We start from the raw sequence: 23,248 nt of genomic DNA, 5'->3' as shown, positions 1-23,248 counted from the left end.
GTAGAGAAGTGACTGCAGCCCGTCAATATGAAGGGAGAGATCCGATGTGTTGGCTCCGTTGGCTCCGTTGGCTCCGTTGGCTTCGTTGGATGCCGTTGGCGGCGCTGTCAGCCCCAGATCACCGTGGCCAGCCATGCGGCCGTGACCAGCAGGCAGGCGAACAGCTCCGTCAGGACGTTCCAGCCGCCCGACCGCATGACCGTCCCCACCGCCGCCTTCGCCGGGCCGTGCCCGCCCAGCCGCTGCCGCTCGTAGAGGTAGATCCCGCCGAGGAAGCCCGGGACCGCGCCGACCACCGGCAGCAGAAGGAAACCCAGCAGCGCCCCGGCCCCGGCGTACACGCCCATCCGGGGAGTGGCGCCGGCCTCCCGGAGCCGTCGGGGCGGCAGCCCCCAGCGGATCGCCTGGGCCAGCACCAGGACCACGGTCGCGCCCACCAGTACGCCCCAGGTGAGGGCCCGTGGGTCGGACAGGGCCCACCACAGGACCGCGGCCCAGACCAGCCACGACCCCGGCACACCGGGCACCAGCACTCCGCACAGGCCGAGCACGATCACCACGCCGACCAGCAGGAGTTCCCACACTCCCATCTGCCCAGCGTGACTGAGCGGGCGCGAGAGCGCAGGTCAGTCGCGGGCCACCCAGCCCTTCTCGTAGGCGTGCCAGCCCAGCTGGAGCCGGGTCGTGACGCCCGCCAGCTCCATCAGCCGCTTCACCCGGCGCTGTACGGTCCTGAGGCCCAGGTCGAGCTGTTTGGCGACGCTCGCGTCGGTCAGCCCTGCCAGCAGCAGGGAGAGGATCTCCAGGTCGGTGACGTCGGGGCCGTCCGGCTCCTGCTCCATGACGCCCCGGCTGCCGAGCCGCAGCGGCAGCGCGTCCCGCCATACCGACTCGAACAGGCCCGACAGCAGCTCCAGGAGCCCGCTGGCGTGCACGACGAGGGCGGCGGGCTCCGCGATGTGCGAGGTGAGCGGCACCATCGCGAGCGTCCGGTCGGCGATCACCAGCTTGGTCGGCACCTTGTCCACGACCCGTACCTGCTCGTCGCGGCTGAGCGCGGCGGACAGTTCGGTGAGGCCGGTGGGCTGGTCGAGCACGGCGCGTTCGAGCACCACGCGGTAGCCGACGCCCCGTCCCGCGGCCTGTTCCTCCGCGTCGTTGTCCATCCCGGAGACCACCATCGGAGTCCCGGTGACCAGCGCGCACACCTCCGTGGCCGCGCCGAGCTGGAGCTGGAGGAACCGCTGGGTGACCGCCGCCGCTCCGATCACCACCTCCACCAGGTCGTGCACGGCGGGTTCGGTGGCCTGGGCGCGGTACTCCTCGGCGAGCAGGGCGGCCGCCAGTTCCGCCTTCTCCAGCTCGTGTCGCTGCTGGGTGAGCAGTGCGCCGAGGGCGACGCCGGGCGGCGCCGCGACCCAGCGTCCCGGGCGGCCCGAGGACTGGGCCGCGAGACCGTGCCGCTCCAGTCGGCGCAGGGCGCGCTCGGTGTCGTGCTCGCCGAGCGTGAGCCGCCGCGCGAGGTCGGGCACGTCGGCGGCGCCCACGGACACCAGTGCCCGGTACGCCGACTCGTGCGTCTCGTCCAGACCTATCGCTCCCAGCATGCGGCGATGCCCTCCCCAAATCCCGTTCCGGCCGTGACCTGGCGGAAATCGGCCACGGCGCAAACCCGCCTCGGCACATCATCGCCGCAGCACCCGTAACTCTGCCAAGATCACGGCACCGCGGCAGCAACAGCCGCCCGTAATGCCCGACTTGGGCCGGACCGGCCTGCGTGGACGTGGGCGGAGTGATCTTGGGAGTGGCGCCTTGGGGAGCGCGGCAACGCGCGTCACAGGGGAACCTCAGGGAAGCAGGTCACACTCAGGGCGCCGCCGGGCGGTTCTCCCGTGGGGGGTGGAATCGTCCGGCGGCTTCGACGCGACGTCCGGTCCGACGCGACGTCCGACATTTCGTCAAGCCCTCCCACTCGTACGGCCATTCGATGCGTCACCCGACATGCCGTTCGACTACCAGTCCCGTGGCCGGTTTTTCCGGATGCCCCGTTTTCATCCGGCTCTCGCGGTGGACAATTAGGGGCATGAGCCAGCAGGGGGATAGGCCTACCGGTCACGAGGACGACTGGTGGAGGCAGCTGTACGACGCCACCGGGGACACGGGGCCCACGCCCGCGGCCGATTCCCTCGACGACCGCTTCGCGTCGGCCGCGGGGACGGTGGGATCGGGGACCGCGCCACCCGAGCCGGACGGGTCTCCCGTCGTCCCCGAGCAACGGGGCCGCGGCGCCACCCCGCGCGGCGAGGCACTGGGCCGGCGCCTCGCCCGCAGGGACCGCGAGCCCCGGTCCGACCCACCGGACCGCTTCCTCGACCCGGCACGGCCCGCCGAGAACCTGCCCCCCTCGACGAGCGCGGACGCCGCCCCGGGCCCCTCGGAAACCGAGGACGCCGTCCCCTCGGGGAGCAAGGAGAACTACGGCCGCACGGGGAGCGGGGAAGACTACGGCCGTTCGGGCAGCGGGGAGGATTCCGGTCCTTTGTGGGGTGGCGAGGGCCGTGGTTCCTCGGGGGGTGGTGGGGAGGGATCCGGCTTTTCCCGGGGTGACGGGGAACCGGACCTTTCGTGGAGCAGCGGGTACCTGGGCGATTCGGGGAGCGGGGACGATTCCGGTCCCTCGCCGGCCGATGCGGCGCCCGCCCCTTGGTGGAGCAGTGAGGCCGCCGGCTTCTCTCGGAGCGGTGTGGATCCGCGCTCCTCGGGGGGAGACGAAGAGCCCCCGGCTTCCTGGGAGCGTCCGCCCGCCGAACCGCCGACCCCCGCGGCCTTTCCGCCGGGACCGACGCCGCCCGGGTTCCACGCCGAGTCGCTCCATGGCCGTACGTCCAACGAATCACCCGGCGCGGCGGTCCCGCCGCGCCCCACCGCGCCGCCGGACCACGCCCCGCCCGGCGCAGCCGCCCCCGTGGACGCCGTCCTCGAGCCGGTCCTCACCGTCCCCCAGCAGCCACCCCCCGTCGACTACGTCGGTTCGGGCCCGCCCACCTACGACGCCGAGCCCACCGCCCTCCCGCCCGCCGATCCGGACGACCTCGACGACCTGGTCGCCGACACCGTCATGGAAGGGGCGCGCTACGGGGCGAGCACCCTGCGCGCGGCCTCCGTGCGCGGCGACTCCGCGCGCTTCAGGGGCGAGCCCCGCCGGGACTCCCTGCTCACCGCCCGCTTCGGAACGGGCGAGCACGCGCTGGTGCTGGTGGCGATGGCGACCGGCGCCCGGGCGACCCCCGGCGCGCACCGGGCGGCGGCCGAGGCGTGCCGGTGGATCGGGCGCGCCGTGGGCCGCAGTCACGCGCGGCTGGCCGAGGACATAAGGGCGGCCCGTCGCGGCGACCTGAAGTCGGGCCTGCACCGGCTCACCGACCGCAGTCTCGGCAAGCTGCGCGCGAGCGCCGCCGAACAGGGCATCGAACCCGAGGAGTACACCGCCGGGCTGCGCTGCCTGCTGCTCACCGGGGACCCCGAGTGCCGTACCCGCGTCTTCTTCGGGGTCGGCGCCGGCGGCCTGTTCCGGCTGCGGGACGGCGAGTGGCAGGACATCGAGCCGCGGGTCGCCGAGACCACCGGCGAGGCCGTGGTCGGCTTCGGATCGCTGCCGCACGAGACCCCCGAGGGCGACCGGCTCACCATGGACCTGGGCATCACCACACCCCCGAGCCCCTACGAACCGGCCCCCGAACCGCCCCGCGAACCCTTCCGTTTCCGCGCCTCCGTCGCCCGACCGGGTGACACGCTGCTGCTGTGCACCGGCGGCCTCGCGGAGCCCCTGCGCGGCGAACCGCAGTTCTGCGAGCACCTGACGGAGCGGTGGTCGGCGGGCGAGCCGCCCGGCCTCGCCGCGTTCCTCGCCGACACCCAGGTACGGGTCAAGGGATACGCCGACGACCGGACCGTCGCGGCCGTTTGGGAGGCGTAACGGCGCGCCGTGTGAATTCATGGACCCGACGGATGAACCGAGGGACCCGCCGGATCCATGGATCACAAAGAGGTGCGTGCAGCATGGCCAAGCAGAACGTCGCCGAGCAGTTCGTCGACATCCTCGTCCGTGCGGGCGTCAAGCGCCTGTACGGAGTCGTCGGCGACAGCCTCAACCCGGTGGTGGACGCGATCCGGCGCAACGCGGCGATCGACTGGATCCATGTCCGGCACGAGGAGACGGCCGCCTTCGCCGCGGGCGCCGAGGCCCAGATCACCGGCAAGCTCGCCGCCTGCGCCGGCTCCTGCGGCCCCGGCAACCTCCACCTCATCAACGGTCTGTACGACGCGCACCGCTCCATGGCCCCGGTTCTCGCCCTCGCCTCGCACATCCCCTCCAGTGAGATCGGCCTCGGCTACTTCCAGGAGACCCATCCGGACCAGCTCTTCCGCGAGTGCAGTCACTACAACGAGATGATCTCCAACCCGAAGCAGATGCCGAGGCTGCTGCAGACCGCCATCCAGCACGCGGTGGGCCAGTCGGGCGTCAGCGTCGTCTCCCTCCCTGGCGACATCGCCTCCGAGCCCGCCCCGGACAAGGCGCTGGAGACCGCCCTCGTCACCTCCCGGCCCACTGTCCGCCCCGGCGACACCGAGATCGACAAGCTCGTCGCGATGATCGACGAGGCCGACCGGATCACGCTCTTCTGCGGCAGCGGCACGGCGGGCGCGCACGCCGAGGTCATGGAGTTCGCGGAGAAGATCAAGTCCCCGATCGGACACGCGCTGCGGGGCAAGGAGTGGATCCAGTACGACAACCCGTACGACGTCGGTATGAGCGGTCTGCTCGGCTACGGCGCCGCCTACGAGGCCACCCACGAGTGCGACCTGCTGATCCTGCTCGGCACCGACTTCCCGTACAACGCCTTCCTCCCGGACGACGTCAAGATCGCCCAGGTCGACGTCCGGCCCGAGCGCCTGGGCCGCCGTTCCAAGCTGGATCTGGCGGTGTGGGGCGATGTGAAGGAGACCCTGCGCTGTCTGACGCCCCGGGTGAAGCCCAAGGGGAACCGCCGTTTCCTCGACAAGATGCTGAAGAAGCACGCGGACGCGCTCGAGGGTGTCGTCAAGGCGTACACGCGCAAGGTCGAGAAGCACGTGCCGATCCACCCGGAGTACGTGGCCTCCGTCCTCGACGAACTCGCCGACGAGGACGCGGTGTTCACGGTCGACACCGGGATGTGCAACGTGTGGGCGGCCCGCTACATCTCGCCCAACGGCCGCCGCCGGGTCATCGGTTCGTTCTCGCACGGTTCGATGGCGAACGCGCTGCCGATGGCGATCGGGGCCCAGTTCACCGACCGGGGCCGGCAGGTCGTCTCGATGTCCGGAGACGGCGGGTTCGCCATGCTGATGGGCGACTTCCTCACCCTCGTCCAGTACGACCTGCCGGTGAAGGTCGTCCTCTTCAACAACTCCGCCCTGAGCATGGTCGAGTTGGAGATGCTGGTCGCCGGGCTGCCCTCGTACGGGACCACGAACAAGAACCCCGACTTCGGGGCCGTCGCGCGTGCGTGCGGGGCGTACGGCGTGCGCGTCGAGAAGCCCAAGGACCTCACCGGCGCCTTGAAGGCCGCCTTCAAGCACAAGGGTCCCGCCCTCGTCGACGTCGTCACCGACCCCAACGCCCTGTCCATCCCGCCGAAGATCAGCGCGGAGATGGTGACCGGGTTCGCCCTGTCGGCGTCGAAGATGGTCCTGGACGGGGGCGTCGGCCGGATGGTGCAGATGGCCCGCTCCAACCTGCGCAACGTGCCGCGTCCCTGACCGTTTCCCTGGCCCGCCACCGAGCTCCGTAAGCGGATCGGCACCACCAGCACCGGACTCGGGCCGCCGCGCCGACTCCCCGTCGAGTACGGCCATACCCGCAGCCGAGAGTCGGTAGATGGGCCGAGCGCCCGCGGTCGACACGCCGCCGGGGAGGGGAGGCGCCGGGTGGTGCGGATCCGCCGGGCGCGCCGCCGCCGTGCGCCGGGGCCGGACCGTGCGCCTCAACAGGCGTTGAGCAGGGCAAGCAGGGCTGTCCACGGGGCGGATCGCCGTCGCGCGGGCCGGCCCCGCAGAGCCCTGACGTCAGGGCGGAGGAGCCCCACGGGCCACCGTTGCGGCGTGACGCCGTGCTTCCGCTCGGGATTGGCCGGTGGTTGACCATTCGAGATGACTGCCGCGTCCCCGATGGGGCATGGATTCCCGTGAACATGTTCGATCAGGAGGGGAACCCGACATCGGCATGCAGGCGGGGGTCATGAAGAGGCAGGTACGAGGGGGCGGTCCCGTGGCCATCGGGGCCTCCTCGGCACAGGCAGTGGAGGAAGAAGCGACCGACGGAACGAGGGACCCGGCCGCCCCGCAGCTCAGGCGGCGGCTGGCCAGGGCCGATCTACGGGCGGTGCCAGAGGCCCGCAGAGCACTGAGGGAACTCTTACGGCACTGGGGGAAGCCGGAGAAGTCCGAGATAGCCGAGTTGCTGACCAGCGAACTCGTCACCAACGCCCTCATCCACACCGACCACGACGCGGTCCTGACGGCCACCGTCGGACCCCGCGGACTCCGCGTGGAGGTAAGGGACTTCGTGGGACGCAGGCCCAGACTGCGGGTACCGATCGCCGACGACGGTACGCACGGCAGAGGCCTCGTCCTGGTCCAGTCCCTCGCGGACGCCTGGGGGGTACGCCCCCACGGCGTAGGCAAGTCGGTCTGGTTCGAACTGGACGGCGGCGCGGTGTAGTCACCGCGCCGCCGTGATTCCTGTCCGGGGTCCGGCCGTTCAACGGCCGGACCACCCCGGTCTCTCAGCCGAACTGCTGCTCCAGGTCCTTGAGCTTGCGCTCCAGGGAGTCGAGTCGCGGCAGGGCCATGGTGTCGTCCTCCGCGGTGAGATCGACCGTGATCGGGTCACCACTCTTGCGGACGGGCTGAAGGGAGGGCCGTGAGCGTACGGGCAGCTCGGGCGCTATGGCAGGCTCCGCGGTGGCCTGCGCGGGAGCACGCTCCACGGTCGTCTCCAACTGCTGCCGGCCACCGCCGCCACCACCACGGCCGGGCAGGCCCCGGTGACCGCGGCTGAGCGCCTTGAGGTGCGCCCGCTCGACCCGCTCCTCGTTCCGCCGGCGCAGACGGTTCTGCTCCTTCTGGCGCTTGTCCTCGCGGACCTCTTCCACCGCCTCGTCCAGCGTGCGGACGTTCTCCAGGAGCATCAGCGACCAGGCGCTGTACGTCTCACGGGGCGCGCGCAGCCAGCGGACGATACGGATCTGCGGCAGCGGACGCGGGACCAGGCCCTGCTCACGCAGCGCGGCACGGCGGGTCTGCTTCAGCGCCCGGTCGAACAGCACGGCGGCCGACAGGGACATGCCCGCGAAGAACTGGGGAGCGCCCGAGTGGTCCACACCCCGCGGAGCGTGCACCCAGTTGAACCAGGCGGCGGCACCGGCGAAGGTCCACACGAGTATCCGGGAGCCGAGCGCCGCGTCACCGTGGCTGGCCTCGCGCACGGCGAGGACGGAGCAGAACATGGCCGCGCCGTCCAGACCGAACGGGACGAGGTACTCCCAGCCGTCGGTGAGTCCGAGGTTCTGCTGGCCGAAGCCGACGAGGCCGTGGAAGGAGAGCGCCGCGGCGACCGCGGCACAGCAGAAGAGCAGCACATAGGAGGCCGTGCCGTAGACGGCTTCCTTACGCCTGCGACGCTCTTCGCTGCGCTCCCACGAGTCGTCGTTGTTGCTGCTCGTGTTCTCCCCGGACCGCTTGCTGCGCGCGAGCACCGCCACCGCCGCCAGCAGTCCCAGGAGCAAAACGGCGCCCGGAAGCAGCCAGTTCAGCGATATGTCGGTCAATCTCATCTGGGGTCCCTTGCATTGGGATAGGGCGTAACGCCCGCCATATTGGCCCACGCCCGTCGACCCTCAGGGGGTTTCGGGGCAAGAGGCCGCCAAGAGAGTGCAAGGGGATGCGCAGGGCGACATTCTGCTCGAACTGCCGCGCGAGGGACGGGAGCTGAGTGCGAATAAGATTACCCGTACGGATGGTTCTACGGAAAGTTCCTGCGACAAGTGAGGAAGTTGTGAAGTGCCTGTCATCTGTCGGGCACCCGTCGGGAGTCTCAGTCGGAGTTGATCTTAGAGCACCCGGAAGGCCCGTCCGAACGCCAGGGCCGGTGCTCAATCCCTCGTGGTGGCCGTCAACTTGGCGATGCGGTCCGTGTCGCAGGTGCGCGGGCAGTTGACGCAGGTGTCCTCGGGATCCAGGGTGTAGAAGAAGCAGCAGCTCGCCCGGTCGCGGGTGGGCAGGGACTCCCCGTTCGGGCCGCTCAGCTCACGGAACGCGGCGGAACCGACGTACGGCCGGGTCGCTCCCGGCAGCAGCAGCTCCAGCTCGCGCCGCGCGCGCCGTTCCTCGCCGAGCAGTTCGGCGACGTACCAGAGACCCTCGACGACCTCGTCGGTCGCCATGCCCCACAGGGCCCGGCCGCGGCGCCGCATGCGCGGGCCGAAGCCGCCGAGGACCGGCTCCAGGTGTTCGGCCGCCGCCGCCCGCACCTCGGCCCGCAGTGCCTCTTCGTCCGGGACGACCCGGGCGCCGGGCAGCCGGGCCGCCGGGTCGCCCGGCAGGCAGGCGAATTCCTCGACCCGGACCGCCATCCGGCCGAGCGTGCGCTGGAATGTGACGCGCTCCACAGGGAGGCGGGGCACCCGGCGCAGCAGGAACCACGGGACGGTGATCAGCAGACAGGCCGGCCAGGCGTACCGGTGCAGCCCGAAGCTCGCCACCACGTCCGGGCGTGCCTGCTGTCCGTAGTCCCTGATGACCTGCGCTTCGTCCCAGGCGAGGAAGGTGTCGAGGTCCGCCCCGCCCGCCGCGAGCCCGGCGGCGCCGACCCAGCCTTCGCCCTCCGGGGCCGCTTCCCCGTGTCCCAGCTCCCGCACGCTCAGCCCCGGAAAGACCTCGGTCAGCCGGGTGTAGGCGTCCGTGACGGCCGAGCGGGCGGGGTCGCCGTCGGCGAGGCCCAGGGGGCCCCTGGCCAGGGCGGGAGCGGACATACGGGTACCCCGCTTCACGATCATTAACAGGTTAGGCTTACCTTACCCTCAATATCGGATGTTTGAACTGGGGCCATGTGCGCCTATGGTGCTTGACGGACGGGTAACAACCGCCGCAATGACCCCCAAGTACCACCAAGCCCGGAGGAGGACCCCGTGGAGCAGGCCGGTTCGCTGGGCGCGCGCGGTTCCACCGGGTCGGCGGCCCCGGACATCCGTACGGCGTCCGTCCGGGTGCCCGCACAGGCGCGGATGGCGGACGTCGAGCGGGAGCGGGGCGTCGCCTCGGACGAGTCCCGGTCCGCGACCGGGGCCCGTGGCGAGCACACCCACAGCGAGCCGCCCGTTCCGCGCCCCCGCGTGGAGAGCGCGCGCCCCGTGGTCCAGCGGGCCTCGGTCCGCGGGCAGATCCTCGACGCCCTGCGCACCGCCCTCGTCGCGGGCGAGCTCGCCCCCGGCCAGGTGTACTCCGCGCCCGTGCTCGGCGAACGCTTCGGGGTGTCCGCCACACCCGTACGCGAGGCGATGCAGCAGCTCGCCCTCGAAGGTGCCGTCGAGGTCGTACCGAACCGGGGCTTCCGGGTCGTCCGGCGCGGGACGCGCGAGCTGGCCGAACTTGCCGAGATCCGCGCCCTCCTCGAAGTCCCGGTGGTGCTGCGCCTCGCCCGCACGGTGCCCGCCGCGCGCTGGGCCGAACTGCGCCCGCTCGCCGAGGCGGCGGCGCGTGCCGCGTCCGCGGGCTGCCGTGCCTCCTACGCGGAGTGCGACCGCGCATTCCACCACGCGATCCTCGCCCTCGCCGGCAACGACCAGCTCGTGCAGATCGCCGACGACCTGCACCGCCGCGCCCAGTGGCCCCTCGCCGGCGGCCCCGTCCCGCGCGGCCGCGCGGACCTCATGGCCGACGCCGCCGAGCACCTCGCCCTCCTGGACGCCCTGACCGCCCAGGACCTCTCGGCGGTCCAGTCCCTCGTACGAGAGCACTTCGCCGACAGCTAGGGCCGGTACGTCCCCTTCCCTGGGCGGACGTCACGGCTCCGTGGGCGCCTGGCAACAGGACGCGCCGCCGGGAACCCGGGCGGCCCCGCACGCGTGTCCCCCGGTACCAGCAGCACACCGGGGGAGAAGACGATGCCCGACCCGTCCTGGCAGGCGATGCAGCAAGCTCAGCAGGCCCAGCAGATCCATCAGAACCACGTACGCCACCACCGCGCGGCGCACGACATGGCCCAGGCCCACGCCCGTCACACCGGGGCGCCCCACATGCACCGCCCCGTGCCGCACACCGGCGCCCGGGGCGGCGGCCTGCGTGGCCTCCTGGTCCTGATCATCATCGTCGGGGTCGCGGTCTACGTCGCCCACGACCCCGAACTCCGCACCGCGGTGGGGAACTTCGCCCGCAACCTCTTGGCACACGTCCAGAGCAACTGACCCGCTCCGGCGAACGCGGGGAACTGCGCGACCAGCCACGACGAATCCGCGGCCCTCGCGACCTCAAGCCGTCGCCGCAGGCGGAGTCAACTGCCTGGCCAGCCAGGTGGGCACACCCCCGAGCAACCGGAACAGCCGCCCCGCCTCCGCCCGCAACCGAGTCGCCTCCGGCTCGGTCTCGGCGTCCGCGAGCGAGGCCAGTGCCGGAGCCGTGCCGACCAAGTACCCCAACTCCTCCCGGATCCGCAGGGATTCACCGAACCCGTGCCGCGCCTCGGCCAACTCCCCGTCCCGCAGGGCGAGTCCGGCCAGGTGCCGCCAGGTGAAGGAGAGCAGAAGCGGGTCGCCCTGGGCGACAGCGCCCGCGTGGGCGCGCCGGTAGGCGGCCCGCGCGGCCTGCGGCGACTGCGCGAGGTTCTCGGCGAGCAGCCCGCGCCGGAAGTCCAGCAGCGCCCGCCCCGGCGCCCCCGGGGCGATCAGCGCGGCGGCCCGCCCGAGCGCGGCCCGCGCCTCGTCCGCGCGGTCGCGCACCCCGAGCAGTGTGGCCGCGTACGCGAGCTGCCCGCGCTCACAGGCCGCCGCCCCGCGCTCGTCGTCGCTCTGGGCCACCGCCTCCGCCGTCCGCAGCGCGTCCTCCGCCTCGGCCCAGCCCTGCTCGGTGTACAGGCACCGCTCGACGAGGAGCGAGGCTCTCTGCAGTGCGGGACCCGCCGTCCCGGGCTGGAGCAGTGCGGCCGCGTCGACCCAGCAGGCGCGCGAGCGCAGCCGCCATACCGCGGTCTGGAGTGGATCGTCCCCTGCGTTCGTTCCGGAACCAGACATGGCGGTATGCGCCACGTTGCCCTCCCCGAGCACGCCATTGAGCTGTTGAGTGGTGGCATCTCAGCACGGATCGCGGCACCCGGCCAAGGGGGTGGGTGAAGGATTTCACAAAGTCGTGGGACTGGTGCGGCACTTGCTGACACGCGCCGCACGGACCCGTGACCTCAGCTCATGCGCAACGCGAGGAAGAAGTCGAGCTTGTCCTCGAGGCGGGAGAGGTCCCGGCCCGTCAACTGCTCGATGCGGCCGACCCGGTAGCGCAGTGTGTTGACGTGCAGGTGGAGCCGTGTGGCGCAGCGCGTCCAGGAGCCGTCGCAGTCGAGGAACGCCTCCAGGGTGGGGATGAGTTCGGCGCGGTGGCGGCGGTCGTAGTCCCGGAGCGGGTCGAGCAGGCGCGCGGTGAAGGCGCGGCGTACGTCGTCCGGCACGAAGGGCAGCAGGAGGACGTGCGAGGCCAGCTCCTGGTGTCCGGCCGCGCAGACCCGGCCGGGGCGGGCGGCGGCGACCCGGCGCGCGTGCCGGGCCTCCTCCAGGGCGCCGCGCAGTCCCTCGGCCGAGTGCACGGCGGCGCTGACCCCGAGCGTGAGCCGCCCGTCGTCGTTCAGGCCGGCCGACAGCGGGTCGCGTACGGCCTCCAGGAGGGCGTCCGCGAGCACGCCCGACTCGGAGCCGTCGTGCTCCGCGGAGACCGCCGGAAGAGGGACGAGCGCGATCGCCTCCTCACCCGTATGGGCGACGGCGATTCGGTCGGAGGGCTCGGGGCCGCTGGTCAGCGGGTCGACGAGGATCTCCTCCAGGAGCGACTGGGCGACCGGCCCGCCCTCGATCCCGCCCGCCCGTCTCCCGCCACCACCCTCAACCGAGGGCCCTGCGGACCCGCCCCCCGCTTCGTCCCACTCGACGCGGGCCACCACCACCTGCCAGTGCGGTGCGGCGCCGAGCCCGGGCAGCAGCACCGGCGCGGCGACGCGCAGCCGGGCCGCGATCTCCGCGGGTGCCGCCCCCGTCTGCACCAGTTCGAGGACCTCCTGCGCGAGCCGGCGCCGTACCGTGCGCGCCGCGTCCCGCCGGTCCCGCTCGACCGCGATCAGCTGGGTGACGCCCTGGAGCAGGTCGAGCCGCTCCGCGGGCCAGTCGCCGGCGTCCGCCTCGACCGCGAGCAGCCAGTCGGAGAGCACCGTCTCGCGCACATCGCGGGAGGCGGCCGCGGAGCGCCCGGAGGAGCGGATCGGGAAGAGGGAGTACGTCGTCGTACCCACGGGCACCCGGTGCGGTCCGCGCCGCCCGGTGCGCGCCGCCGCGAGGTGTTCCGCGGCCAGCTTCGCGGACACGTCGGCGGGCAGCGCGGCCCCGGCGAGCTTCGAACCGGCGATGGGGCGTCCGGTGGGGGAGAGCACCCAGGCCCGCAGGTCCAGGTCGGTGCCGAGCAGGTCGAGGACCACGTCGGGGCCGCCGCCCGCCGGGCCGGACGTCATCATCCGCCGGTGCCGGTCCACCACGGCCGCGAGGTCCCCGGCGCGCTCGCCCGAGACCTGTCGCACGACATGCTCGGTGATCGTCGCGAACGCCACCGACTCGTGCACGGCGAACAGCGGCAGCCGGTGCCGGACGCAGGCCAGGACGAGGTCCTCCGGGATGTCGCCGAGCTCCGCCTCACCGGCGGCGAGGGCCGCGACCCCGGCGGCCGCCAGGATCCGTACGAAAGGCTCGGAGTCCTCGGCGCCGTGGCGCCAGGCGAGCCCGGTGAGGACCAGCTCGCCGCCGGAGAGGTAGCGGCTGGGGTCCTTGAGGTCCGTGGTCATCACACCGCGTACGGTGCGGTCCAGCTCGTCCTCGCCGCCGAGCAGCCGCAGGCCCAGCGCGTCGGTGTCCAGCAGTGCGCGCAGCCGCATTCTCGTCGCCGCCGTTCTTGTCTCGAAATCTACGATGGATCTGAAGGTGAGCAATGGGCGAGCGGGTCCGCGAGCCGTACTCCCTGGTCCCAGCGTGTGCTGGATGTTTCTTGTCGTTTCCATAGGAAAACGAGGAGGTTACTGATGACCTCCGTTTATACGAATCTACAAGATGACCGCCCTGGCCAGCCAACTCCTTCATGGTTTCGGTGACTGACCCCGGTGGAGGACAGCGCGGTGTACTGACCTCACTCCACGTGAACAACTCATGAACGAGCCCGGGCCGCCGCACACGATCTGGCTTGATCAGAACGACCCACGATACGAAGAAGAGAGCCACTCATGGACTTCCTTCGCCCCGCCAGCTGGGAGGAGGCGCTCGCCGCGAAGGCCGAGCACCCCACCGCTGTGCCGATTGCGGGTGGCACCGATGTGATGGTCGAGATCAACTTCGATCACCGCCGGCCCGAGTACCTCCTCGACCTGAACCGCGTCGGCGAGCTGAGCGAGTGGGAGGTCGGCGAGGAGAGCGTGCGCCTGGGCGCCTCCGTCCCGTACACCCGGATCATGGAGAACCTGCGCGGCGAGCTTCCCGGCCTGGCCCTGGCCTCCCACACCGTGGCCTCTCCCCAGATCCGCAACCGCGGCGGTGTCGGCGGCAACCTCGGCACCGCCTCCCCGGCCGGCGACGCCCACCCCGCCCTCCTCGCGGCCGGCGCCGAGGTCGAGGCCGAGTCCGTACGGGGAACGCGTCTGATCCCGATCGACGCGTTCTACACCGGCGTGAAGCGCAACGCGCTCGCGCCCGACGAGCTGATCCGCGCCGTCCACATCAAGAAGGCCGACGGCCCCCAGCAGTACTCCAAGGTCGGCACCCGCAACGCCATGGTGATCGCGGTCTGCGCCTTCGGCCTGGCCCTGCACCCCGAGACGCGTACGGTCCGCACCGGCATCGGCTCCGCCGCGCCCACGCCGGTCCGCGCCAAGGCCGCCGAGGAGTTCCTGAACGCGGCGCTCGAAGAGGGCGGCTTCTGGGACAACGGCAGGATCATCACCCCGTCGGTCGCCAAGCAGTTCGCGGACCTCTGCTCCGCCGCCTGCAACCCGATCGACGACGTCCGGGGCACCGCGAGCTACCGCCGCCACGCGGTCGGCATCATGGCGCGCCGCACCCTGACCTGGACCTGGGAGTCCTACCGCGGCACTGACGGCCAGACATTCCAGAAGGACGGTGTCGCGTAATGCGTGTCAATTTCACGGTCAACGGCCGTCCCCAGGAAGCCGACGACGTGTGGGAGGGCGAGTCCCTGCTGTACGTGCTGCGCGAGCGGCTGGGCCTGCCCGGCTCCAAGAACGCCTGCGAGCAGGGCGAGTGCGGTTCCTGCACGGTCCGCCTGGACGGTGTGCCGGTGTGTTCGTGTCTGGTCGCGGCCGGCCAGGTCGAGGGCCGCGAGGTGGTCACGGTCGAGGGCCTCGCGGAGTTCGCCAAGCAGCGCGCGGAGCACGGCGGTTGCGCCACCGGCTCCTGCGGCACCTCGCTGGACGAGGCCAGGCGCTGGGAGTCGAAGCCCCAGGACTCCCACACCGGCGAGGGCGGACAACTCTCCCCGATCCAGCAGGCGTTCATCGACGCCGGCGCCGTCCAGTGCGGCTTCTGCACCCCGGGTCTGCTGGTCGCCGCCGACGAGATGCTGGAGCGCAACCCCACGCCGACCGACGCGGACATCCGCGAGGCGCTCTCCGGCAACCTGTGCCGGTGCACCGGCTACGAGAAGATCATGGACGCGGTCCGCCTCGCGGCCGCCCGGCAGTCCGAGGCGGTCTGACCATGGGAACCACGGGTACACCCACCAACCTCACGCAGGGCTCCAAGACCAGGGGCGGCATCGGCGAGTCGACGCTGCGCCCCGACGGCATCCTCAAGGTCACCGGCGAGTTCGCGTACTCGTCCGACATGTGGCACGAGGACATGCTCTGGGGCCAGATCCTGCGCTCCACGGTCGCCCACGCCGAGATCGTCTCCATCGACACCGGCGAGGCCCTCGCGACGCCCGGCGTCTACGCCGTCATGACGTACGACGACCTGCCGACCGAGGTGAAGAACTACGGCCTGGAGATCCAGGACACCCCGGTCCTCGCGCACGGCAAGGTCCGCCACCACGGTGAGCCGGTCGCGATCGTCGCCGCCGACCACCCGGAGACCGCGCGCCGTGCCGCCGCCAAGATCAAGGTGGAGTACCGCGAGCTGCCGGTCATCACGGACGAGGCGTCCGCGACCGCGCCGGACGCGGTCCTGATCCACGAGGGCCGCGACGACCACCACATCGGCCACGTCCCGCACCCCAACATCGTGCACCGTCAGCCGATCGTCCGCGGCAACGTCGAAGAGGCCGCCAAGAAGGCCGACTTCGTCGTCAGGGGCGAGTACACCTTCGGCATGCAGGACCAGGCGTTCCTGGGCCCCGAGTCCGGTCTCGCCGTGCCCGCCGAGGACGGTGGCGTCGACCTCTACATCGCCACCCAGTGGCTGCACTCCGACCTGCGCCAGATCGCGCCCGTCCTGGGCCTGCCCGAGGACAAGGTCCGGATGACGCTCTCGGGCGTCGGCGGCGCGTTCGGCGGACGCGAGGACCTGTCGATGCAGATCCACGCCTGTCTGCTCGCCCTGCGCACCGGCAAGCCCGTCAAGATCGTCTACAACCGTTTCGAGTCCTTCTTCGGGCACGTGCACCGCCACCCCGCGAAGCTGTACTACGAGCACGGGGCGACCAAGGACGGCAAGCTCACCCACCTGAAGGCCCGCATCGTCCTGGACGGCGGCGCCTACGCCTCCGCCTCCCCCGCGGTCGTCGGCAACGCCTCCTCGCTGGGCGCGGGCCCGTACGTCGTCGACGACGTCGACATCGAGGCCATCGCCCTCTACACCAACAACCCGCCCTGCGGCGCCATGCGTGGCTTCGGCGCGGTACAGGCCTGCTTCGCCTACGAGGCCCAGATGGACAAGCTCGCCGACATGGTGGGCATGGACCGGGTGGCCTTCCGTCAGCTCAACGCGATGGAGCAGGGAACCGTCATGCCGACCGGACAGGTCGTCGACTCGCCGGCCCCGGTCGCCGAACTCCTGCGCCGGGTCAAGGCGATGCCGCTGCCGCCGGAGCAGCAGTGGCTCACCGCAGGCGAGGCGGCCGACGTACGGCAGCTGCCGGGCGGCCTCTCCAACACCACGCACGGCGAGGGCGTCGTACGCGGCGTCGGCTACGCGGTCGGCATCAAGAACGTCGGCTTCTCCGAAGGCTTCGACGACTACTCGACGGCCAAGGTCCGCATGGAGGTCGTCGGCGGCGAGCCGGTCGCGACCGTGCACACCGCGATGGCCGAGGTCGGCCAGGGCGGCGTCACCGTCCACGCGCAGATCGCCCGCACCGAGCTGGGCGTCACCCAGGTGACCATCCAACCGGCCGACACCCAGGTGGGCAGCGCCGGTTCGACGTCCGCGTCGCGGCAGACGTACGTCACCGGTGGCGCCGTCAAGAACTCCTGCGAACTCGTCCGCGAGAAGGTCCTGGAGCTGGGCCGCCGCAAGTTCGGTACGTACCACCCCGCTTGGGCGACCGCGGAGCTGCTCCTGGAGGGCGGCAAGGTCGTCACCGACGGCGGCGAGGTCCTCTGCGACCTGGTGGACGTGCTCGGCGACGAGTCCGTCGAGGTCGAGGCCGAGTGGCGGCACCGCCCGACCGAGGCCTTCGACCTCCGCACCGGACAGGGCTTCGGCCACGTCCAGTACACGTTCGCCGCGCACCGCGCGGTGGTCGAGGTCGACACCGAGCTCGGGCTGGTCAAGGTCATCGAGCTGGCCTGCGCCCAGGACGTCGGCAAGGCGCTCAACCCGCTGTCCGTCATCGGCCAGATCCAGGGTGGCACCACCCAGGGCCTGGGCATCGCGGTCATGGAGGAGATCATCGTCGACCCCAAGACCGCGAAGGTGCGCAACCCCTCCTTCACGGACTATCTGATCCCCACGATTCTCGACACGCCGACCATCCCGGTCGACGTGCTCGAACTCGCCGACGACCACGCCCCGTACGGGCTCCGTGGCATCGGCGAGGCCCCGACCCTGTCGTCCACCCCGGCCGTCCTCGCGGCGATCCGGAACGCGACGGGTCTGGAGCTCAACAGGACGCCGGTACGTCCCGAGCACCTGACCGGCAAGTAACCCTCTGTTCGTCTCGGGCCGTCCCCCGGGTCGTGCACCATCCCAAATCCCGCAGCAACCACCGTGGTTGCTGACGCGGGTGCCCCTGTGAACCTTGGGAGATGGCACCATGACCCAGCAGTCAGTGGAGCCCAGGACCGTCGCCGACGAAGCGGGTGCGGGTACCCGCGTCCCGGCCGGGCGGTCCTGGCTCGACCGTTACTTCCACATATCCCAGCGGGGATCCACGGTCGCGCGTGAGGTGCGCGGCGGCGTCACCACCTTCATGGCGATGGCGTACATCCTCCTGCTCAACCCCCTGATCCTGTCCGGCAAGGACGCGGCGGGGCACACGCTCGGCCAGAACGCGCTGATCACCGCGACCGCGTTCGCGGCGGCCTTCAGCACGCTCCTGATGGGCTTCTTCGGCAAGGTGCCCCTGGCCCTCGCCGCCGGACTCTCCGTCTCCGGAGTGCTCTCCTCGCAGGTCGCCCCGCAGATGACCTGGCCGCAGGCCATGGGCATGTGCGTGATCTACGGAGCGGTCATCATGCTCCTGGTCGTCACCGGCCTGCGCGAGATGATCATGAACGCGATCCCGCTGGCGCTGAAACACGCCATCACCATGGGCATCGGCCTGTTCGTCGCGCTGATCGGCTTCTACAAGGCCGGATTCGTGCACCAGGGGAAGTCCACCCCGGTCACCCTCGGCCCGGCCGGTGAACTCGCCGGCTGGCCGGTCCTGCTCTTCGCCGCCACGCTGCTCGCCATCTTCATGCTCCAGGCGCGCGGCATCCCCGGCGCGATCCTGATCGGCATCGTCGGCGGCACCCTACTCGCCGTGGTCCTCAACGCCCTCGGCGTCATCGCCCCCAGGCAGTGGGCGAGCGGCGCCCCCGAACTGCACGGCAGCGCGGTCTCGATGCCGGACTTCTCACTCTTCGGCAAGGTCGAGTTCGGCGGCTGGGGCGACGTCGGAGTGATGACGGTCGGCATGATCGTCTTCACGCTGGTCCTCGCCGGGTTCTTCGACGCGATGGCCACCATCATCGGCGTCGGCACGGAGGCGGGGCTCGCCGACGCGCAGGGCCGGATGCCGGGCCTGTCCAAGGCGCTGTTCATCGACGGCGCGGGCGGAGCGGTCGGCGGGGTCGCGGGCGCGTCGGGCCAGACGGTCTTCGTCGAGTCCGCGACCGGGGTCGGCGAGGGTGCCCGTACGGGCCTCTCCTCCGTCGTCACGGGTCTGTTCTTCGCGGCCTGTCTCTTCTTCACCCCGCTGACGGCGATCGTCCCCGGCGAGGTCGCGGCGGCGGCACTGGTGGTCATCGGCGCCATGATGATGATGAACGCCCGCCATGTGGACTGGGCCGACCGCGCCACCGCGATCCCGGTCTTCCTGACCGTCGTCGTCATGCCGTTCACGTACTCCATCACCGCGGGCGTCGCGGCCGGAGTGCTGTCGTACGTCGCCATCAAGATCGCCCAGGGCAAGGCCCGGGAGATCGGGGCGTTCATGTGGGGCCTGGCGGCGATCTTCCTCGTCTTCTTCGCCCTGAATCCGCTCGAGAGCTGGATGGGCGTGCACTGACACGCCTCTTCCGGTCCACGACCCTCCACGCACCCCCCAGTCAAGGAGACCGAGACATGCTGGACATCGCCGAAGAGCTGCACCGGTGGGTCGAGCAGGGACGCGACTTCGCCGTGGCCACCGTGGTGGCCGTCAGCGGCAGCGCGCCCCGCCGGCCCGGCGCCGCACTCGCCGTCGACTCCGACGGCACGGCGATCGGCTCGGTCTCCGGCGGGTGCGTGGAGGGCGCGGTCTACGAACTGTGCCGGCAGGCGCTCGAGGACGGCGAGAGTGTCCTGGAGCGCTTCGGATACAGCGACGAGGACGCCTTCGCCGTCGGTCTGACCTGCGGCGGCGTCATCGACATCCTCGTCACACCGGTCCGCGCGGGCGACCCCGCCCGGCCGGTGCTCGGCTCCGCGCTGGCCGCCGCCGCGAGCGGGGAGGCGGCGGCGGTCGCGCGGATCGTCAGCGGTCCCGCCGAACTGCGGGGCCGGGCGCTGCTCGTCCGCCCCGACGGCTCGTACGAGGGCGGCTTCGGCGCCCATCCGGAGCTGGACCGCACGGTGGTCGGCGAGGCGGGCGCCTTCCTGGACGCGGGCCGCACCGGCGTCCTGGAGATCGGAGAGCAGGGCTCTCGTTGCGGAGCACCGCTCACGGTTCTCGTCGAGTCGTCCGTGCCGCCCCCGCGCATGATCGTGTTCGGGGCGATCGACTTCGCGTCGGCGCTGGTCCGCATGGGCAAGTTCCTCGGATACCGCGTCACGGTGTGCGACGCCCGCCCGGTCTTCGCGACCGCCACCCGCTTCCCCGACGCCGACGAGATCGTCGTCGAGTGGCCCCACACGTACCTGGAGCGCACGGAGGTGGACGCCCGGACCGTCCTGTGCGTCCTCACCCACGACGCCAAGTTCGACGTACCGCTGCTGCGGCTCGCACTGCGGCTTCCGGTCGCGTACGTCGGCGCGATGGGCTCGCGGCGCACCCACCTGGACCGCAACGACCGCCTGCGCGAAGTCGGCGTCACCGAGCTGGAGTTGGCGCGCCTCAGGTCCCCCATCGGCCTCGACCTGGGCGCCCGCACGCCGGAGGAGACGGCCCTGTCCATCGCCTCGGAGATCGTGGCCGACCGGCGCGGGGGGAGCGGGGTGTCGCTCACCGGGGCACACACGCCGATCCACCACGACGCGATGTCGGTTCCGGCGCGGCGGATCGGGTCGGTGGCCTGAGCCGCGTCGGCGTCGGGGGAGTGCGGGGGCGGTGCGGCCGCCGGTCGGCTACTGGGGGGCCGGGCCCGGCAGTTCCCGGTCCCCGGAGGTGAGCTCGTCGAGGTCCCGGGCGAACTCCTCGGTGTCCAGGAGCGGAAGGTCCAGGACATCGGTGGGCAGCCCTGTCGGGCCCTCCGGGCCGAACAGCGGCTGCTCGGTCCAGATGCACTTTCCGGTCGCCGTGTAGCGGGTGCCCCAGCGCCGGGACAGCGCCGTGACGAGTTGCAGTCCGCGTCCGCCTTCGTCGGTCTCCGACGCCCGGCGGATGCGCGGCACGGTCAGACTCCCGTCGAAGACCTCGCAGACCAGCTCGGGGCCGTGCAGCAGGCGCAGTCGCACGGGTCCCTTCGCGTGGCGCACGACGTTGCCGACCAGTTCGCTCGCGAGGAGTTCCGTGGTCGGCGTCAGGCCGTCCAGGCCCCAGGTGTGGAGCTGCTCGCGGACGTGGCGGCGGGCCTGCCCGGCCGCTCGTGGGTCCTCGGGGAGCAGCCAGGAAGCCATGTCGTCCTCGGTCAGCGCGTGCAGGCGGGCGATGAGGAGGGCCGCGTCGTCGGCGGTGGAGTGCTCGGAGGGGAGCAGTCCTGCGGTGACGGTGTCGCAGAGGCGCTCCAGGTCGGCCACCGTGCCGCCGGGACCCTCGTGCGCGGCGCGCAGCAGCCGGGCGAGTTCGGCCATGCCGTCGTCGATCTCGCGGGTGGCCGACTCGACCAGGCCGTCGGTGTAGAGGACGAGCAGGCTCCCGTCCGGCACCGTCATCTCGAAGGTCTCGAAGGGCGGCTCCGCCGCGCCGAGCGGCGGATCGGGGGCGGCCTCGGGGAAATGCACACTGCCGTCGGGGTGGACCACGGCGGGCGGGGGGTGCCCGGCGCGGGCGAGGGAGCAGATCTGGGTGGTGGAGTCGTAGAGCGCGTACAGGCAGGTGGCGTAGGACTCCTTCGCCATGCCGCCGACGATGTCGTTGAGGTGGCTCATGATCTCGTCGGGGGGAAGCTCGAGGTCGGCCAGGGTGTGGACCGCTGTGCGCAGCCGCCCCATGGTGGCCGCCTCGGGCAGCCCGTGGCCCATCACGTCACCGACGACCAGGGCGACCCGGCCGCCGGAGAGAGGGATGATGTCGTACCAGTCGCCGCCGACGTCCATGCCCTGTCCGGCGGGGAGATAACGGGCGGCGGCGGTGCACGCCGGCAGTTCGGGCAGGCCACTGGGGAGCAGACTGCGCTGGAGTTCCTGGGAACGGGTGTGCTCGGCGTCGTAGAGCCGGGCCCGCTCCAGGGCCTGGGCGACGAGGGCGCTGATCGCGGTCAGCAGGGTGCGCTCCTCGTCGCCGAGACGGCGCGGCCGGTCGAAGGAGACCACGCACGACCCGAACGTGTGCCCGGACACGGTCAGCGGCATGAACGCCCAGGCCTGTTTGCCCGCCTGGCGCGGCCGGACGGCGAGTTCGGGGTAGCGGGCCCTGTACTCGGCGGCTGAGGAGATGAACAGCGGCGTGCCGGTCAGGATCGGGTCCCAGACCGGGTCGCGGGCCACCCGCATACGGCCGTTGATCGTGTCGAGGAAGGCGGGCGGATAGCCGACGGCGCCGACGTTGTACGTCCGGTCGCCCTCGATGGCCTGAACCAGGAGGCCGGTGGCGCCGAACGGCGGCAGCACATGCTGCGCGACCGCGTCCACCACGTCCCGGGAGGTCGTCGCCTTGGCGAGGGACTCGGTCAGCTCGGCGATCCGGGCGGAGCGCTCGGCGGCGGCCCGCTCGGCGGCGGACCGTTCGTCCTCGTGGCGACGGATCTCGGTCACGTCGGTGAAGTAGAGGGTGAGGCCGTCGGCTCCCGGGACCAGCCGCAGGTGGAGGCGGCGCCCGGTGTTCGGAGCATCCACGTCGAAGCCGGCGGGCTGTTGCGCGGCGGCGGCCTCCCGGCAGCGCTTCTCCAGATCGGGGACCTGCCGGACGGAGGGAAGCTCCCACAGGACGCGGCCGAACAGCTCCTCCTCGGAGGAGCCCAGCATGCGCTCGGCCGCCAGGTTCAGGAAGGTGATCCGCCAGCGGTCGTCCACGGCGAGGAAGCCGTCGCTCATGTGGCGAAGAGCCCGGCTCAGCGCGTCGCGGGCGGAGCGGGACTCGTCGCTCTCCCACCCCACGCCGATCATCCGTACGGGTTCGCCCCGAGCGTTGTAGGTCGCCCGGGCGCGGGCCTTGGTCCATCCGTAGGTGCCGTCCAGGCGACGCACCCGGTACTCGGCCTCGAACACCGTACGGTCCCGGAGCGCTTTCTGCGCGGCCCCCAGGGTCGGCGCCAGGTCGTCGGGGTGGACGATCCTCATCCAGTTCTCGATCCTGCCGGTGAACTCGGCCGGCCTGGTGCCGTAGATCTCCAGGGCGGCCTCGTCCCAGACCAGCTCGCCGGTCTCGATGTTCCAGTCCCACGAGCCGACCCGGACCTCCTCCAGAGCCTGCCGCAGCCGGTCACCGCTCAGTCCCTCCCGGGGCGGCCGAGCCGGCGGCGGTGCCTGCCGCATGCGCTCCTCGGTCCAGGCGATCACGGCCTGAAGGAAACCCCACTGCTCGACGGTGGGCTCCCCCTGGTCGCCCATCACCACGGTGAGCGCGCCGATACCGCGGTCACCGCTGAACACCGGCACGGCCGCCAGCCCGGTCCCGGGCCATGAGACCGCGCCGGATCCGGGCTGTTCGCCGGATCCCGGCGCAATCCACACACCCCGGCCCTGGTGCAGGGCCCGGGCCGGGGCCAACGGGCCTTCCTGGTCGATGATCTCCCAGGGCCGGGTGAGGGCCGCGGGAAGGCCGGCCTCCGACACCAGGCGCAGGGCGGACATGGGGCCCCGCAGATGGATCATTCCCCCCAGGGCACCCAGCTCCCCCACCGCGTGCTGGAGCGCCAGCCGGAAGATCTCACTCTCCGTGACACCGGGGTCCACCGCGCTGAGCAGAGCCAGCCGTGTATTCATGATGTAAAGCCTACAATTCCCCCGTTTCATGCACC

General features: G+C 71.8%; 17 protein-coding genes. 10 read left to right on the top strand and 7 right to left on the bottom strand.

Going from position 1 to position 23,248, the window contains the following annotated elements:
• Positions 1-107: 107 nt before the first annotated feature.
• Positions 108-590, bottom strand: coding sequence for a DUF456 domain-containing protein (locus ACZ69M_RS35565; protein WP_470056496.1), 483 nt, complete (start codon positions 588-590; stop codon positions 108-110).
• A 36-nt stretch (positions 591-626) separates the two neighbouring features.
• Positions 627-1,607, bottom strand: a complete 981-nt coding sequence (locus ACZ69M_RS35560; RefSeq protein ID WP_470056494.1) for a helix-turn-helix domain-containing protein — start codon at positions 1,605-1,607, stop codon at positions 627-629.
• A gap of 476 nt (positions 1,608-2,083) precedes the next feature.
• On the opposite strand from ACZ69M_RS35560, the gene ACZ69M_RS35555 reads away from it, so the two are divergent.
• The 3 genes from ACZ69M_RS35555 (at position 2,084) to ACZ69M_RS35545 (ending at position 6,763) form a co-directional block, all read left to right on the top strand.
• On the top strand, positions 2,084-3,976 hold the full coding sequence (locus ACZ69M_RS35555) for a PP2C family serine/threonine-protein phosphatase (protein ID WP_470056492.1): 1,893 nt from the start codon (positions 2,084-2,086) through the stop codon (positions 3,974-3,976).
• Positions 3,977-4,059: 83 nt separating this feature from the next.
• Complete coding sequence (locus ACZ69M_RS35550) at positions 4,060-5,802, top strand: pyruvate dehydrogenase (protein WP_470056490.1); 1,743 nt, start codon at positions 4,060-4,062, stop codon at positions 5,800-5,802.
• 478 nt (positions 5,803-6,280) lie between these two features.
• A complete protein-coding gene (locus ACZ69M_RS35545; protein ID WP_352048390.1) occupies positions 6,281-6,763 on the top strand; it encodes an ATP-binding protein in 483 nt (160 codons plus the stop codon).
• 64 nt (positions 6,764-6,827) lie between these two features.
• Here ACZ69M_RS35545 and ACZ69M_RS35540 read toward each other — a convergent pair whose 3' ends face one another.
• Both ACZ69M_RS35540 and ACZ69M_RS35535 read right to left on the bottom strand, forming a co-directional pair.
• Positions 6,828-7,877, bottom strand: a complete 1,050-nt coding sequence (locus ACZ69M_RS35540; RefSeq protein WP_470056488.1) for a DUF2637 domain-containing protein — start codon at positions 7,875-7,877, stop codon at positions 6,828-6,830.
• A 318-nt stretch (positions 7,878-8,195) separates the two neighbouring features.
• Positions 8,196-9,074 carry a (2Fe-2S)-binding protein gene (locus ACZ69M_RS35535; protein WP_470056486.1) on the bottom strand — a complete coding sequence of 293 codons (879 nt, stop codon included), beginning with the start codon at positions 9,072-9,074 and terminating at the stop codon, positions 8,196-8,198.
• 156 nt (positions 9,075-9,230) lie between these two features.
• On the opposite strand from ACZ69M_RS35535, the gene ACZ69M_RS35530 reads away from it, so the two are divergent.
• Both ACZ69M_RS35530 and ACZ69M_RS35525 read left to right on the top strand, forming a co-directional pair.
• Positions 9,231-10,073 carry a GntR family transcriptional regulator gene (locus tag ACZ69M_RS35530; protein WP_470056484.1) on the top strand — a complete coding sequence of 281 codons (843 nt, stop codon included), beginning with the start codon at positions 9,231-9,233 and terminating at the stop codon, positions 10,071-10,073.
• Positions 10,074-10,205: 132 nt separating this feature from the next.
• A complete protein-coding gene (locus ACZ69M_RS35525) occupies positions 10,206-10,505 on the top strand; it encodes a hypothetical protein (protein WP_470056482.1) in 300 nt (99 codons plus the stop codon).
• 63 nt (positions 10,506-10,568) lie between these two features.
• Here ACZ69M_RS35525 and ACZ69M_RS35520 read toward each other — a convergent pair whose 3' ends face one another.
• Together ACZ69M_RS35520 and ACZ69M_RS35515 are read right to left on the bottom strand one after the other, a co-directional pair.
• Positions 10,569-11,342, bottom strand: a complete 774-nt coding sequence (locus tag ACZ69M_RS35520) for a hypothetical protein (RefSeq protein ID WP_352048393.1) — start codon at positions 11,340-11,342, stop codon at positions 10,569-10,571.
• A 149-nt stretch (positions 11,343-11,491) separates the two neighbouring features.
• Positions 11,492-13,219, bottom strand: coding sequence for a PucR family transcriptional regulator (locus ACZ69M_RS35515; protein ID WP_470056480.1), 1,728 nt, complete (start codon positions 13,217-13,219; stop codon positions 11,492-11,494).
• Between the two features lie 342 nt (positions 13,220-13,561).
• Here ACZ69M_RS35515 and ACZ69M_RS35510 point away from each other — a divergent pair, with 342 nt between their 5' ends.
• From ACZ69M_RS35510 to ACZ69M_RS35490, 5 genes are all read left to right on the top strand, one after another.
• On the top strand, positions 13,562-14,461 hold the full coding sequence (locus tag ACZ69M_RS35510) for an FAD binding domain-containing protein (RefSeq protein WP_470056478.1): 900 nt from the start codon (positions 13,562-13,564) through the stop codon (positions 14,459-14,461).
• Positions 14,461-15,045: a (2Fe-2S)-binding protein gene (locus ACZ69M_RS35505; protein ID WP_060901054.1), complete on the top strand. Its 585-nt coding sequence runs from the start codon at positions 14,461-14,463 to the stop codon at positions 15,043-15,045. Before ACZ69M_RS35510 ends, ACZ69M_RS35505 begins: the two co-directional genes overlap by 1 nt.
• A gap of 2 nt (positions 15,046-15,047) precedes the next feature.
• Entirely contained in the window at positions 15,048-17,432 is a 2,385-nt protein-coding gene (locus ACZ69M_RS35500; protein ID WP_470056476.1) for a xanthine dehydrogenase family protein molybdopterin-binding subunit, read from the top strand.
• Positions 17,433-17,541: 109 nt separating this feature from the next.
• A complete protein-coding gene (locus ACZ69M_RS35495; protein ID WP_470056474.1) occupies positions 17,542-18,999 on the top strand; it encodes an NCS2 family permease in 1,458 nt (485 codons plus the stop codon).
• Between the two features lie 56 nt (positions 19,000-19,055).
• A complete protein-coding gene (locus tag ACZ69M_RS35490) occupies positions 19,056-20,207 on the top strand; it encodes an XdhC family protein (RefSeq protein WP_470056472.1) in 1,152 nt (383 codons plus the stop codon).
• A 48-nt stretch (positions 20,208-20,255) separates the two neighbouring features.
• On the opposite strand, the gene ACZ69M_RS35485 is transcribed toward ACZ69M_RS35490, so the two are convergent.
• Positions 20,256-23,213 carry a SpoIIE family protein phosphatase gene (locus tag ACZ69M_RS35485; RefSeq protein WP_470056470.1) on the bottom strand — a complete coding sequence of 986 codons (2,958 nt, stop codon included), beginning with the start codon at positions 23,211-23,213 and terminating at the stop codon, positions 20,256-20,258.
• Positions 23,214-23,248 lie beyond the last annotated feature (35 nt).

It is taken from the genome of Streptomyces sp. NPDC107454, from assembly GCF_055582885.1.
The sequence above is the reverse complement of the archived record's forward strand: the minus strand, read 5'-3'. Positions and strand labels throughout refer to the sequence as shown.

What these genes read in the sequence shown, in the direction of transcription:
- ACZ69M_RS35565 (WP_470056496.1), bottom strand. Translation starts at nt 590, where the DNA reads ATGGGAGTGTGGGAACTCCTGCTGGTCGGCGTGGTGATCGTGCTCGGC.
- ACZ69M_RS35560 (WP_470056494.1), bottom strand. Translation starts at nt 1,607, where the DNA reads ATGCTGGGAGCGATAGGTCTGGACGAGACGCACGAGTCGGCGTACCGG.
- ACZ69M_RS35555 (WP_470056492.1), top strand. Translation starts at nt 2,084, where the DNA reads ATGAGCCAGCAGGGGGATAGGCCTACCGGTCACGAGGACGACTGGTGG.
- ACZ69M_RS35550 (WP_470056490.1), top strand. Translation starts at nt 4,060, where the DNA reads ATGGCCAAGCAGAACGTCGCCGAGCAGTTCGTCGACATCCTCGTCCGT.
- ACZ69M_RS35545 (WP_352048390.1), top strand. Translation starts at nt 6,281, where the DNA reads ATGAAGAGGCAGGTACGAGGGGGCGGTCCCGTGGCCATCGGGGCCTCC.
- ACZ69M_RS35540 (WP_470056488.1), bottom strand. Translation starts at nt 7,877, where the DNA reads ATGAGATTGACCGACATATCGCTGAACTGGCTGCTTCCGGGCGCCGTT.
- ACZ69M_RS35535 (WP_470056486.1), bottom strand. Translation starts at nt 9,074, where the DNA reads ATGTCCGCTCCCGCCCTGGCCAGGGGCCCCCTGGGCCTCGCCGACGGC.
- ACZ69M_RS35525 (WP_470056482.1), top strand. Translation starts at nt 10,206, where the DNA reads ATGCCCGACCCGTCCTGGCAGGCGATGCAGCAAGCTCAGCAGGCCCAG.
- ACZ69M_RS35515 (WP_470056480.1), bottom strand. Translation starts at nt 13,219, where the DNA reads ATGCGGCTGCGCGCACTGCTGGACACCGACGCGCTGGGCCTGCGGCTG.
- ACZ69M_RS35510 (WP_470056478.1), top strand. Translation starts at nt 13,562, where the DNA reads ATGGACTTCCTTCGCCCCGCCAGCTGGGAGGAGGCGCTCGCCGCGAAG.
- ACZ69M_RS35505 (WP_060901054.1), top strand. Translation starts at nt 14,461, where the DNA reads ATGCGTGTCAATTTCACGGTCAACGGCCGTCCCCAGGAAGCCGACGAC.
- ACZ69M_RS35500 (WP_470056476.1), top strand. Translation starts at nt 15,048, where the DNA reads ATGGGAACCACGGGTACACCCACCAACCTCACGCAGGGCTCCAAGACC.
- ACZ69M_RS35495 (WP_470056474.1), top strand. Translation starts at nt 17,542, where the DNA reads ATGACCCAGCAGTCAGTGGAGCCCAGGACCGTCGCCGACGAAGCGGGT.
- ACZ69M_RS35490 (WP_470056472.1), top strand. Translation starts at nt 19,056, where the DNA reads ATGCTGGACATCGCCGAAGAGCTGCACCGGTGGGTCGAGCAGGGACGC.
- ACZ69M_RS35485 (WP_470056470.1), bottom strand. Translation starts at nt 23,213, where the DNA reads ATGAATACACGGCTGGCTCTGCTCAGCGCGGTGGACCCCGGTGTCACG.